Source organism: Brevundimonas diminuta 3F5N (genome assembly GCF_900163625.1).
Taxonomy (GTDB): domain Bacteria; phylum Pseudomonadota; class Alphaproteobacteria; order Caulobacterales; family Caulobacteraceae; genus Brevundimonas; species Brevundimonas diminuta_A.
This window is the reverse complement of record NZ_FUIE01000083.1, coordinates 25370-37815: the sequence shown is the minus strand read 5'-3', so window position 1 is coordinate 37815 and position 12446 is coordinate 25370. Positions and strand designations below refer to the sequence as shown.

At 65.0% G+C, this 12446-nt stretch carries 13 protein-coding genes; 5 read left to right on the top strand and 8 right to left on the bottom strand.

The annotated features are described in order from the left end of the window. Window positions 1-127: 127 nt before the first annotated feature. On the bottom strand, window positions 128-343 hold the full coding sequence (locus tag FM111_RS14810) for a helix-turn-helix domain-containing protein (RefSeq protein WP_087141689.1): 216 nt from the start codon (window positions 341-343) through the stop codon (window positions 128-130). A gap of 74 nt (window positions 344-417) precedes the next feature. Between FM111_RS14810 and FM111_RS14805 the strand changes: the two genes are divergently transcribed. The 4 genes from FM111_RS14805 to FM111_RS16425 all read left to right on the top strand — a co-directional run bounded on the left by FM111_RS14805 (window position 418) and on the right by FM111_RS16425 (window position 3453). Further along, a complete protein-coding gene (locus FM111_RS14805) occupies window positions 418-1242 on the top strand; it encodes a hypothetical protein (protein WP_087141688.1) in 825 nt (274 codons plus the stop codon). 69 nt (window positions 1243-1311) lie between these two features. Next, window positions 1312-1608, top strand: coding sequence for an addiction module antidote protein (locus tag FM111_RS14800; protein WP_087141687.1), 297 nt, complete (start codon window positions 1312-1314; stop codon window positions 1606-1608). Window positions 1609-1625: 17 nt separating this feature from the next. Beyond that, on the top strand, window positions 1626-1862 hold the full coding sequence (locus FM111_RS14795; protein ID WP_128115754.1) for a helix-turn-helix domain-containing transcriptional regulator: 237 nt from the start codon (window positions 1626-1628) through the stop codon (window positions 1860-1862). A gap of 1414 nt (window positions 1863-3276) precedes the next feature. Next, window positions 3277-3453 carry a hypothetical protein gene (locus tag FM111_RS16425; RefSeq protein WP_179205124.1) on the top strand — a complete coding sequence of 59 codons (177 nt, stop codon included), beginning with the start codon at window positions 3277-3279 and terminating at the stop codon, window positions 3451-3453. A gap of 257 nt (window positions 3454-3710) precedes the next feature. On the opposite strand, the gene FM111_RS14790 is transcribed toward FM111_RS16425, so the two are convergent. The 5 genes from FM111_RS14790 to FM111_RS14770 all read right to left on the bottom strand — a co-directional run bounded on the left by FM111_RS14790 (window position 3711) and on the right by FM111_RS14770 (window position 9808). Next, on the bottom strand, window positions 3711-4664 hold the full coding sequence (locus FM111_RS14790) for a hypothetical protein (RefSeq protein ID WP_087141685.1): 954 nt from the start codon (window positions 4662-4664) through the stop codon (window positions 3711-3713). 2 nt (window positions 4665-4666) lie between these two features. Continuing rightward, complete coding sequence (locus FM111_RS14785) at window positions 4667-7336, bottom strand: fimbria/pilus outer membrane usher protein (protein WP_087141684.1); 2670 nt, start codon at window positions 7334-7336, stop codon at window positions 4667-4669. Then, window positions 7333-8217 (bottom strand): hypothetical protein, encoded by an 885-nt coding sequence (locus FM111_RS14780; RefSeq protein WP_003163694.1) that lies wholly within the window; start codon window positions 8215-8217, stop codon window positions 7333-7335. The genes FM111_RS14785 and FM111_RS14780 overlap by 4 nt, the downstream gene beginning before the upstream one ends. Window positions 8218-8359: 142 nt before the next feature. After that, complete coding sequence (locus tag FM111_RS14775) at window positions 8360-9121, bottom strand: spore coat protein U domain-containing protein (RefSeq protein ID WP_087141683.1); 762 nt, start codon at window positions 9119-9121, stop codon at window positions 8360-8362. 156 nt (window positions 9122-9277) lie between these two features. Further along, window positions 9278-9808 carry a hypothetical protein gene (locus FM111_RS14770; protein ID WP_087141682.1) on the bottom strand — a complete coding sequence of 177 codons (531 nt, stop codon included), beginning with the start codon at window positions 9806-9808 and terminating at the stop codon, window positions 9278-9280. Between the two features lie 206 nt (window positions 9809-10014). On the opposite strand from FM111_RS14770, the gene FM111_RS14765 reads away from it, so the two are divergent. Continuing rightward, the gene (locus FM111_RS14765; protein ID WP_087141681.1) at window positions 10015-10875 is read left to right on the top strand and encodes a hypothetical protein; all 861 of its coding nucleotides are present in this window, start codon (window positions 10015-10017) and stop codon (window positions 10873-10875) included. 18 nt (window positions 10876-10893) lie between these two features. Here FM111_RS14765 and FM111_RS14760 read toward each other — a convergent pair whose 3' ends face one another. Together FM111_RS14760 and FM111_RS16275 are read right to left on the bottom strand one after the other, a co-directional pair. Next, window positions 10894-11400, bottom strand: coding sequence for a helix-turn-helix transcriptional regulator (locus FM111_RS14760; protein ID WP_179205123.1), 507 nt, complete (start codon window positions 11398-11400; stop codon window positions 10894-10896). 331 nt (window positions 11401-11731) lie between these two features. Next, window positions 11732-12166, bottom strand: a complete 435-nt coding sequence (locus FM111_RS16275) for a hypothetical protein (RefSeq protein ID WP_143276140.1) — start codon at window positions 12164-12166, stop codon at window positions 11732-11734. Window positions 12167-12446: the final 280 nt, after the last annotated feature.

The window sequence follows — 12446 nt, the reverse complement described above, 5'->3', positions numbered from 1 at the left end:
GTCTTATCAATACTCATTTTCCTGCATCCTTTGGGTAAGGGGATGCAGGGATCGGTCTTACTGCCCGCCTAGGCTGGTCGCGGCTGGGTTAATGAGTGGTTGATGCTGTTTTACGTGGAAACCCTCGTCAGGCGCCGAAAAAATCACGCGGCGCACAACCCAGGCCGCGGGCCAGGGCGAAGACGGCTTTCACGCCGACATTGCGCTCACCGCGTTCGATGCCGCCGATGTAGTTCCGGTGCAGGCCTGAGCGGTGGGCCAATTCTTCCTGACTGAGGTCGCGCGCCAGCCGCAGCTGCCGGACAGCCTGGCCGAAGGCGAGAAGGTCAGGATCACTTTCCACCCCCTCGACTTGCGGCCGAGCTTTGCTCTCATCTACACACTATCAGTGTGATTTTGAGTTCCGAGGCAAAGACCATGACGAATACGGCCGGCAATCTGTTGGACAGCGTGATCGGTGAGGATAGCCATCTGGCTGACGCCGACCTGCAGACGTTGCTGCAACTCGCCTCTCTGGACGCTATTCGCCGGGCTGTAGCGCTGGGTCTGGGTGTCGAAGGCGCCCAGGTCCTGCAGGTGCTCCTCATGCTCTGGCAGCAGCGTCCGATCAGCCGATGGTCTCAGGCGCCCTACATCGTCGCGACCCTGGATGCTCACCTCGAAGACCTGACAGGTCTCGATGCGGTGCACGTTCATGAGGGGCTGCGTCAGCTCATCGGCTTCGTCAGGGTGGACGATCTGGATCTCTACCTGAGCGGGGATGTTGAACTGAGTCTCGAACCGCTTCTCAATGGGGGGGATGGCGACCTCGGTGCGCGTCTGGACAGGTTTTGGCGTGTGTCCCACGTCCGTCGTCGGTTGGAGGCGATGGTCGAGGCCGACGAGGTGATCGACACCTATCTCTCCCAGGCTGAAGCCAGGTTGCCGGTTGGAGGGCGTAAATGGCTGGTCATGCTGCAAGCGCGATGGTGCAGGTTTGAAGAGAACCGGCGCTTCAAGCCGCCATTCAATGCCCATGAGGTTGTCGATCATTTGTCGGCGTTCGAACTCGAGGTCGTCGAACTGGAAGCGATCCATGACGGCTTGACTGGACTGCTTGGTCGAACGTGCGAATATCCGGTCCTGTTCGCCGAACGCCACCCGGTCTCGACCGGGTCTCGTCTTCAGGCGATGCGCGCTCGTCCACACGTCACGATGCGGCCTGTGATCAAGGGGCGTGATAGGTTGGTGGTCATCAAGTGACGGCCACACGTCTCGAGACCGCGAGCGGTGTCGTCTGGATGCTGCTCTCGATAGGCATGGAGGTACCGCATGGCTGACCTGGGTATTCGCGAGTTTGATCCCGCCGAGGTGCTCACGAGCTCTGAACGCATCGCCGCCTACATTCAGGTCGTCGCCGATGACATGGACCATGACGCTGGAGAAATCACTCGGGCGTTTCGCGTCGCGGTGCGAGCGCGCGGGGCGTCGATCGTCGCGGCCGGCGCCGGCCTGTCCGAGGAGGCCCTTCACGAGGCCCTGGCGGAGGGCGCCGACCCGTCGTTCGCAACTGTTCTGAACATCGCCCGTGCGGTCGGTGTGCGGGTGAGTTTCCAGTCCACGAACTGAGCATTCCGGAGATGATCATGATCCCATCGAGCCTGCTGGAGACCCGAGAGTTCGACGCCGCGAACTACATCGAGACACCGGCCGATGTCGCGGCCTATCTCAAGCTCGCTGCGGCGGAAGGGGAGGGGCCTGAGGAATTGACGAGCGCCCTGGGCGTCATCCTCCGATCTAAGGGCGGCCAACGCCTCTCTCTGGCGGCCTTCGTCGGCCTCCTGCACGAGGTCGGTTTGGAGATGCGCGTAAGCACGGTCTGAACGGTCGTCGACGCGCAAGATTTCATCTCGGGGCGCGGGCCGAATTTCTGCGTTGAAACGCAGCGTGTGGTCCTCTGGAAGGCGGTGTCGCCAAGGGCGTCAGGCTCGGTTTACGCCCTTGCGGCCTAGAGGTTTGTGCTGCCTTTTGGTAGGTCCGAGACCCTGTGCATTTTCGCGCCGATCGCCCTGGAGGGGACGCGTTCAGAAACCTCCCGCGGGAGGTGCACACATTACGCACACCTGCGGTTCTTGTAGTGGATTGAAATTATTGGATAAATTAATTACGAATGGGTAGGCACGTCGACGGTGTCACAGGGGGCGAAATCGCCGTTTATGCCATGGAACCAGCATCTTAGGGTGTGCACGTCGACGTGCACACCTCCCGAGTCCCGGATTTGTATGGCGACGAAACTGCCCAGGATCACCGGGCCATGTTTAGCCGAAGACAAAAGCTCGGCTTAGCGAGCTTTCCCGCACAACCGGCAGGCCTATCGGACGGGTTCTCGATGTGGCCATCGAGACCCTATCTGTCGATCGAAAAGACTGGGTAGCCCAGCAGGCCGACTATCAGGCCATGCTGACCGTAGCGCTCCTTACGGCGCTGCGCCAGAAAGCAGTTGGGCAATGATCAGTTCGCGCGGGTCCGTGACCTTGCAGCCCAGGTCGCTCTTCACGTGTTCGGCCCTCTCGGGGAACGGCCGTTCAATTTCTCGGTCGGTCTTCCCATGGATGAGAGACTGGCGACCATATTCATGGCCTTCCTGGCCGATGATGATCGGTGAACGAGCGCGTCACTGGCGGGATGCCGAACGAGGAACCCTCGCCGTATCGACCGATGGATCAAGTCATCGACCCGTGTTGAGTTGAAGTTCGGACCCGAGAACTCGGTGGGCGATAAAGGCGTAGGGAACTCTGAGGCAGCTGGAAGGGAAGCCCGGGCGCCAATGGGCCTGTCCAAGCGACGCTTATGGATTTCGGTGACACGTCTATTCCAGAGCGAGGACCCAGAAGGTCTTTATCGGCGTGGTTGGCCCCCGAAGGGGCGGGGGACGTAGCCCAACGGCCGAAACCGTATTCAACCTATGAAGCGACACGGGCGGCCGTTCAAGAGGAGACGTACTCCGCGAGGTGATCAAGGAAGCGACCAGATGTTGGAAAGCCGCTTTTGACTCATAGCTGATCTTCTGCAGGTCCGCTCCTAGGCTGGCGCTGGAAATGCGATCCAGCGCATTCGCATCTCATTGCCGACACTATTGGCGTGGCTTCGGGGGCAGTTGGATCGCGAAGCCGAAACCGCGCAGGCGACCGGCGGCGTTCATCCCAACGCCTTAAATATGAAAGGCGGTCCAGTTCGCTTTACTGACTCTGTTTCGTTTGGGACCTGGGTGCAGTCTACGAGGGAAGCCTGACAACGGTGCATCACACGCTGAAGCATTATCTGGCTAAGGATTCCGAGCTGGCGGATCGCGCGATGGAGAACCGCGAACGCCGCCGCCTGGAGCAGGTGTCGGGTCTAACAGGCAAGGTCATCGTCGACGGGGCCCGCCGCATGATCTGCTTAAGGCTGAAACGCCAGACCCACAATCAGTGAGCGGCGTTCGGAAAACAGTCTCATGAAGAGCGCTGAACATACGCGTATGCAGCCTTATCGTGGTCTGCACAGTTGCTACATCCTCGAAGCCCCGCTCGATCTGGTCCCGCTCGACAAAGGTCCTGCACATCACACTGGTTCCTCGGCCCGTGGTCCGCGCGAGAGTCAAGGAGCAGATCCCATGCGGCCGCTCGATGATGGCTAGAGCCAGACTGATTCATCCTCAATCCGATCCACCAGATGTTGGGATCGAACATCTAGATCGGCGCCACGGTCAATTCGATAAGGTCAGAGTAGAGGCCGGCCCGGCGGCGCGCGGTCTCGCCCACCTGCAGTTGCAGGTCATAGGCGTCTTCGCCCAGGCCGGTGCCCTTGCGGCTTTCCACCTGGCCGCCCGTGCCCAGATTGATGGGACGGTTGCCCAGGCTCAGGCGATAGGGCACCCACCAGGACGAGTCCTCGGCCAGCACCAAGCGGCCCTTGTTGCGCGACGACACCGCGACGCGATAGCCGCCGGTGCTCTTGACCCACACCTGCAGCGGCAGATTGGTCCCGCCTTCGGCTAGTTCGCCCAGTTCGATCCGGCCGCCGCCGTCCGTGCGGGTGAATGCGCCGCGCAGGCCCATGACGGCCGACGGCTGGACGTTGAGCGCAAGCACCAGCAGCTTGTCCGCTGAAATGCGGTTGTCCATGGTGCGGAAGGCGAATTGCACCGGCTGTTCGAACAGGCCGTCCTGGCTGAGTTGATCGACATCGACTTCAAGACGATAGCGGCGCAGGACGCGCGCGCCCGGCTGAAGCGCCAAGGCCGCGCCGCCTGGGCGGGCTTGGGATCGGCCCGCGACCGGGGTCAGGTTCGCCGCCGAAAACTCGTCCGTCAGGCTGTAGGGCAGGGTGGACCAGCGGCCGCTCGGTCCGGTGGTCGGCCGCAAGCCGAACGGCTGGCCTACGGTGGTGACTTCCACCTCGCCCTCGCAGGGGGCCGCGCCGTCGTTGGACCAGGCGATGTCGAAAGTGGCGAAGGCCGCATCGTCGCCATAGGGATCATAGCCGCGGATCTCCCACCGCGCCTGCTGCGGCTCGATCCGCACCTGGCAGCCGGGAGCGGCGGGCCGCGACGCCTGCGCCGTGGCGGCTCCGGCTGCCGCGAGCGACGCGATCAGCGCCATGCCGGCGAAGGCGGACGACGCACGTTTTTGAAGAACGCTCATGCTCAATCTCCTTCAGGCGCAGCGATGTCGACGTGGACGACGCGAAGATTGTAAAGGCCGTCGTTGTCGGCCGGGACGGTGAAGTCGAAGCCGCCCCTGGGGTCAGTGAAGAGTTCGACGCGATAGCGCCCGCCCGGCTTCAGCCCCTGGACGGCGAAGCGGCCGACGCTGTTGGTGAAGAAGGGCTGGGAAGCGGCGTCGGGTTCGTCCAGGGCGATCACGCGCCCGCCGATCAGCGACAACGGCGCCGGGCCCGCGGCTCCGCGCCCGGTGACGGAGCCCACGGCGCTGACGAAGGCGTCCGAACCGATCTCGAAGGCGTAGCCGCTGCGATAGGCCGGCCGCACCCGCTTTACGCCCTCGCCGATGTCATAGCCGGCGGGCGCGTCGATGACGTCGTAGTAGACGGAATCGTTCACATACGACCCCAGGTAGGGATAGAGCACCGGACCCAGGGGCCCGCTGGCGGCCGAGTAGCGGCCGTCGCGCAGGACTTCGCCGGCGATGACCGGACGATCTTCCAGGCTCGGGTGGCCGTACAGGATGGCGAAGCTGTCGGCGACGCGCCGGCCGATGGCGGCCTTGCCGCCCGCGAAGGCGATGGCGGTAGAGACGCTGGCGGTCGTGACCTGCTGGTCGCTGATCGAGCCGAAGTTCTGACCGTATCCGGCGTGCGAGATCGAGGCGTTGAAGCGGTTGCCGACATAGTCGACGCCGCCCAGAAGGCTGGCGGGACCGTCGTCATAGGTGGCGATGGCGGAATAGCCGATCGAACCGGCCAGATTCTCCGGGATCTTGTAGAAGGAGGCGGAGGCGCTGTTCAGGTTGGAATCGTAGCGCGCGTCGGCGCGCACATCGCTGGACGGCCGCCAGGTCAGGGCGAAGGTGAAGCCCCAGCCGTCGCGGTCGCGGCGGCCGCCGGGCGTGTCTTCGTACTTGAGGTAGTTCACCCCCGCCTGAGCGCTCCACTGACGGTTGATGGCGTAGTTGGCCGTCAGGTCCGAGCGGAAGGAATCGCCCAGGCCCGCGCTATCCCGCGACTTGTTGTAGGCCAGGCCCACGCTGCCGTAGAGGCGGTCGGAGAAGACGCGCGAGTACTGGCCGTAGGCCTGCCAGGCGATGGGGTTGGAGGCGTCCGGGTCCGAAAGCGTCGCAAAGCCTTCCGACACATGTTCGAACTGAACCGTGAAGAAGTCCGATGTCGTGGGGCGGTCGATATAGAAATCATAGGCTGCGACAAGGGCGTAGCCGCCCCCGGCCGTGTCGCTGTTGCTGGCGCCGACCTGGAAGTTCAGGCGAGAGCCGTTGCGCAGGATGAACTGGGTCTGGGCGTTGGCCATCTGGACCCGTTCGCTGGCCTGCAGGCCGACGCCCAGGGCGGGTTTGTCAATGAAGGCCTTGCGCCAGTAGCCCGTGAAGGCGAGGTCGCCGTCCGAATAGTCCGGCTGGCCGAAGCTGGGACGTCCGGCCACCCCGAGATATCCGCCGTATTCGTACTCGCCGGGATCGAGGTCGATCGAGTCGATATAGGCGCTGTAGCGATAGGATTGGGAAGCGCCCGATCCGTCGACCACGACGACTTCCAGGTCGTTGCTCCCGGTCTGCACCGGCAGGTTGGACAGGTCGTACTGGCCGGGGTCCAGGCGCAGTTCGCGCACCAGGGCGCCGTTGCGCAGGATACGCACCGTGGACTCGCTCTGCAGCAGCAGCTGCCGGTCCTGGCGGAACACGTTCGGACGATAGGGATCGAAGCGGCGCCGCTGGCGCGTCACGCCGACGCCGCCCACGTCGGCATAGCCCTGCAGACCGCGGAACTCGGGGTTGAGATCGCCGACGGTCCAGCGGCGGTATTCCTGGGGCTGGTCGTAGACGAAACGGGCGTAGCGCCGCAGCCATTCATAGTCGCCGGACCCCAGGGTCTCGCGGCCCTGAACCTCGGCCTCCAGAACCAGGCCGCGCCAGCGGCCGGCGCCGTTCAGATAGACGTTCGGCGCAGGGGCGTCGCCGGTCGCGTGGCGATAGCTCCACGATGTCGCCGCGTTCAGGAAGGCGGAGAAGGGCAGGGGCGCCAGGCCTTCCGCCTCGGGGCCGCCGCGCTCGAACAGGACTTCCAGGCGTCGAAGATTAGGGGCGATGCGCACCACCAGCAGCGACAGGGCTGTGGGGTCGTATTCGAGCGACACCCCTTGAGCGGCCAATTCCTCGCCTTCGAAACCCTGTTGGCCGGCCAGTCGCGCCGTGAGCGCCGCAGCGGCCTCGTCGGTGAGCAGGGGCGTGATCAGTTCGAGGAAGCCTGCTGAATCGACGATGAAGCGATCATCGCGCGTCAGGGTCACAGGAACTTCGCCCAGAGGCCGCCGGTTGAACGTCAGCGGCGCGGTCAGGGTGATGTCGCGGTTGTAGGGATTGATGTCAGGACGCACGACCGCTGCCGGCGGGGCGGCGGTCTGGGCGGCGGTCTGGGCGGCGGGCTGGGCGGCGCCCGGCGGCGAGTTCTGCAGAGGTTGGACCTGAACTTGCGCCGGGGTCTGCGCCTGCGGCGGCTCTTCGAACCGAGGCGGCGCCGTGATGATGGGCGCGTCTTCGCTCAGCGACGCCGCGCTGGCGGGCGCTGCGCCGTTCGAGACCAGAACCGAGGCCAGGATCGCCGTAGGGACTAGCCGAGGCTTCATTGGCTGAAGCGCACCTTGATCGGCGCATCCGGCGAGAAGGCGACGCTGGTGGGCAGGTAGAAGGTCCGATCGCCCTTCAGGGGCTCGAGATAGCCGGCGCCGACGGCCTCGTTGACAGTCGAGGCGTCCAGGCGGATTTCGGTGCGCGCGCCGTCGGGACCACGCCCCTCGACCCACCAGGTTGCGCCGCTCATCAGGGCGTAGCGGCGGCCGGCGTTGCGCACGCGGACCTCGACGCCGGGAACCTTGGCGGCGTTCGGCGTCGGGGCGGCCTCGCCGGTGCCGCCGACGCTTTCGTCGATGACGGGGGCGGCCGGGGCGGCGTCGATTTCAATCGCGCGGGCGCTGACGACCGAGACGTCGGCCGTTGCGCCCGGAGGGGCGACGGTGACCAGCGACTTCATATGGTAGACGACCTGCACCTGGGCGGCGAGGTCGCCGCTTGCGCCTTCCTCCAGTTCGACGGGAAGCTGGCGGATGCCGACGTAATAGGCGCGCGACACGTCGATGTCGGGGTCGCCGACCCACTGGACCCGGATCACCTGGCGTCCGCGCACGGGCACGACGCCCTGCGGCGGGAAGACCAGGAAGTCCTCATCGGCCGGGGTTTCCACAAGCTTGCCGTTCTCGTCGAAGGAGATGCGCGTGATGCGCGTTTCATAGGGCAGAGCCTTGGCGGCCAGGTTCTGCACCTCGATCCGGGCGGAAGATCCGGCGCCGCGCGACGAGATTTCCGCGACCATGGGCGAGACGCGCATCGCCTCGACGGCGGTGGCGGTGATCCCCAGGAACAGGGTGGCGGCCAGGACCAGTCCGATGCGGGACTTCTTTTTCTGTCGTTCGACGCGAGGCGCGGCCCGCTGTTTCAGCCCTAGTCCCATATTGATCTTCCCCCCTCAGCCTGCAGGCTCGTGTACCGAGGTCATGCAGAATTCGTGCCGCTGATACGCAAATGACGTCCTTCTGATGCTCGAAGCCCGCCCGACTGGGCGGGCGGGCTTCTTCGCATCTTGCCGGGCCGTTTTAGATGGCGGCCAGTTCGATCGTCAGGGTGTCCTGATAGGTGCCCGAGACCAGCGACTTGCTCGGGACCGGCACGTTGATGTTGACGTTGAAGTGCGACTTCCAGGCGCCTTGGACCTTCAGGTCGCCGGCTTCGGTGGTGTCGACCGTCAGCGTCTGCGTCGAGGCGGTCGCCGAACCGGCGCCGGCGGGAACGCCGGTCCAGGTCGCATCCACCTTGTACGGCAGGTTGGCCTGGAACTGGGCGCCGTCGAAGGCGCCGGCGTAGTTCGACTTCATGCCGGCGACGCCGTTGGCCTTGGTGATGCGCACTTCGTTGCGGGTGTTGCAGCCCGCGGTGTTGGTCTCGATCGAGGCGTTGGCCGCGCTGACCATGTCGAAGGCGTCGTCAACGCCGCCGTTGTCCAGGGTGTTGATGCCGATCTGGCCGAAGTTCAGAACGGTGTTGATGTTGCCCGAGTAGAAGGAGCAGTCCTGCGAGACTTCGCCGCGCAGGGTGAAGCTGGCTTGGGCGTTGCCGGCGGTGCCGATGTTGTTGGCGACGCTGCCCGAGGCCGAGATCCACGACGCGACTTCCTCGCCGCCGAAGAAGGTCGACAGGGCGTTGGCGCTCTGGCCGGCGATGGCCGAGCCCTGGCCCGAGCCGCTGATGCTGCCGATGATCGGCAGGTGAGCCGCGCTCTGGCTGAAGCTGCCGGCCGAAGCGGCGTTCGCGGAGAGGGCCAGCGCAGCGACGCCGGCGATCAGTTGATAGGCTTTCATTTCAGTCTTCCTCCAAGAAGTGCGCAGGATTGCGCCGGTCACACCCGCTTTGGCCGCGCCGCACGCGCCGAGCTTCCGCACAGTCCGCTCAGCTGCCCCACGGGGGCGCCAGGCATCCGCTCGACGCTCGATGTGCTTCGCGTTCATCGCCGGTCTCTACAGCCTCGGCACGAGGCTGATCTCCACGGTTTCCCAGTAGCGTCCGGCCAGCAGGCCGGCGCCTTCGGGCTCCATCATCTCGATGTTCAGGCGGCCGCCGTCGAAGGCGACGCCGCCTCGGCTCGAGATCACCTGTCCCGCCTGCAACTGCCGGCTGGTGAAGTCGCCGGTCGCCGCGCCGCCGCGTCCGCCGCGGCCGGGGGTTCCGCTTTCCAGGGGCACGTTGATGGCCAGGCGATAGGCCGCCAGGCCGCTGTACGGGCCTTGCCCGCGCGGCAGGGTTTCATGCGCCAGTCCGCCGTTGGCGGAGCGCAGATTGATGTCGAAGGGAACGTTGCAGCTCAGGCCGAAGCGCGTCTCGACGGCCAGTCCGCTGCGCCGCAGGTCGCCGAAGTCGACGCCGCCCAAGGCTCCGATGTCGCACCGCGGCGAAATCCGGCCCACGGCTTCCAGCACCAGGGACTTGCGCCCGGCGTCGGCGGCTTCGGCCGCCGTTCCGGCTGCGGCCAGCAGCGCGGCTGCAAGCAAACAGGCTGTTCGCATCTGCTCCCCGGCGTATGTCGCCGCTCCCTCGTTCGAGGGCTAAGGAGCACGTTAGGCTTTTGTTAATCGTCCCCCATTTGGGGTACGCGCTCGAAGAAAAAATAGTTAATTTCATGATTATTCGATGAAATTCGCCGCGTGGGCGAATTGGGGCGACCCCGCCTCGTGTCGAGGTCGTCGGGGAGCCTGACATGAAGATGCTTTTCGCGGCCCTTTACGTCCTGGCGCAGGCCGTCTCTCAGAACCCGCCGGCCGCCGCCGGGCCTGCCGACGCCTCGATCCCGGCCCTTGAGGTTCAGCGCCGACCCGACGCCGTCGGCGATCTGCGCGTGTTCGTCAGCGAGACCGAGCTGACGTCCTACGCCGAAGGCGGCGAGGCGCGTCAGGTCAACCGCCAGAAGTTCGAGCTGGAGACCCTGGCGGCCTCGACCGAACGGATGACCCTCCGGTTTCGGTTGCTGGAAGCATCCCTGACCGACAGCCGCGATCCCGGTCTGGAGCGGCTTCTTCAGGCCTGGGTCGGCTTGGATGTAGTCGTCGCCGCTGACGCCTCTGGACGACCCGTGGCTTTTGCGGACTGGCCCGCCGTGCGGGAGGCGTACCGCATGCGTCTGAGCGAACTGGGCCTGCAACAGGAACAGGCGGACGTTCTGGCGGCGGGGCTGGACCGCTTGCCGCCGGAGGACCTGCTGTCCCTGCTGCTGAGCGATGTTGCCTTGCTGGCAGAAATGCAGCCCCGACAGCCTCTGCCGGAAGGCCGTGTCGAGCAGCCGCTTCAGAATACGGACCAGGCGGCGCGATCCGGCGTGCAATCGGCTGCGCGCACCGCCGATGGATGCGGCCTGCTGCTCACGCGCTCGTTCAGCGCCGAAACGCCTGGCTCGACCGGGACTGCGAACAGCATGAAGCGCGATGTCCGCGCCACCCTCCATGTCGCGGACGGGTGGGTGTCCGAGGTCAGCCGCACGATCGCGATACGCGCGGGCGAGCAGCGGTCGGATGAGGTGGTGCGCATCCAGCGTGATCCGGCGCCGCAGTGTCCCGCCGTTTGATCGCCAGCCGCAGGCGGGTCAGGACAGTCGGAAGGGCGATATCTTGGCGAACATTTCCTCGCGGCTGCTGACGCCCAGCTTGGCGTAGGCGCGTTTGACGTGCGTTCGGGCGGTTTCCAGGCTGACGCCGAGGTCCTGCGCGGCTTCTGTAATCGTGGCCCCGTCGACCAGCCGCTTCAGCAGAGTGGTTTCCGCCGAGGTGAGATCGAGCGCGGGACCGAAGTCGGCCCACAGGCGGCGCGATCCCGCAGTGTCGCTGAAGGCCAGGATGACCGCTTGGGCGTCGCCCAGTGCGATCCGCACCGCCCGGATGATCAGGCAATCCCCGCCGCCGTCGCGTCGAGCCAGAACCCAGGCCCGAGGCTCGTCGCCCAGGTTCTCAAGAAAGGCGGCGAAGGCGAACAGACCGGTGCGCTGGGCGAAGCTCAAGCGGCCCCCGACTTCTCCCAGATCGCGGTCGATGGCGAGAAGCCGGCGCCCTTCTTCATTGCTCCACAGAAGGTGCAGGCTGGGCGTGATGATCATGGCCGCACGGCTGCAGCTCTTGCTCCAGGCTTCTGAGCAGGCGGCCTCATTGATCGATTCAATGTCGAATCGACGCGCCTCTGTCGTTCCCTGAAGGCCCACCCCGTTCCCTCCCCATCGGCAATCTAGGGCCGTAGCCCCGTCTAGCTCGTTGATATTATCGCGATCGGCGAACGGCGCCATCATGTAAAATTTGGGGGTGTTAACTGTAAGGTTTGAACCTTGATCGGTGTCCTGTGATGAGCTTCGGTGAGGCCGCGGCGCGTAAAATGACAAAGCCCCCGCCGAGGCGTCGGCGGGGGCTTTGTCACGTCTGAACCGAAAACCTTGGCTATATCGGCTGGATCGTCAGGGCCAGGACCAGAGGTTCGTCCAACTGCACCTCGTCGAAGCGGTAGGCGATGGTGCGGATGGCCGCCATATTGGAGCGGCGCAATTCCAAGTTGCCGGTCTTCGTCAGGTTCAGCGATCGCTCTCCATAGGTCATGCGTGCAGTCTCTGTGGCCTTGAGCGGACGATAAGCGGCGGATACGGTGAAGCCTCCGGGGCTGTTGCAGGCCTCGATAACGGACCCTGTCCGGCCGGTCTCCGCAACGACGGTGGTGTCGGGCCGCACCCAGCAGGCGACGGGTACGACAGCGCGCAGTTGGTAGGAACCCCCCGCTCTAGGGCCTGCCGCAGCGATCTGCGGCGAAGCGAAGGCTGTCAGGCCGGCGGCGACGGCGACAAGAAGCGCACAGCGGCGCACCCGCATCAATTCGGTCATGGCGTCCTCATGCTCTTGATTGCCACAAGACCATAAGGGCGCGCTCTTAACGTCTGCCGATCAGATAAGCTTAGCGCATGCCTAAGCGATATTATGAATCGTAATTCACTCTTCCGCTGTCAGTTCACCGGCCCTGAGCCGGCCATCCGAACGTCTCTGATGTCAGGAGCAGACCCAACGCGGTAGCGCTCGGGGCAGCGCGCAAAACAGACTTTCCGAACGCCAGAAGTGAGTCAACATGAGCCATTAGCCGATCGATGAACGTAAAGGCTGCGCCTGA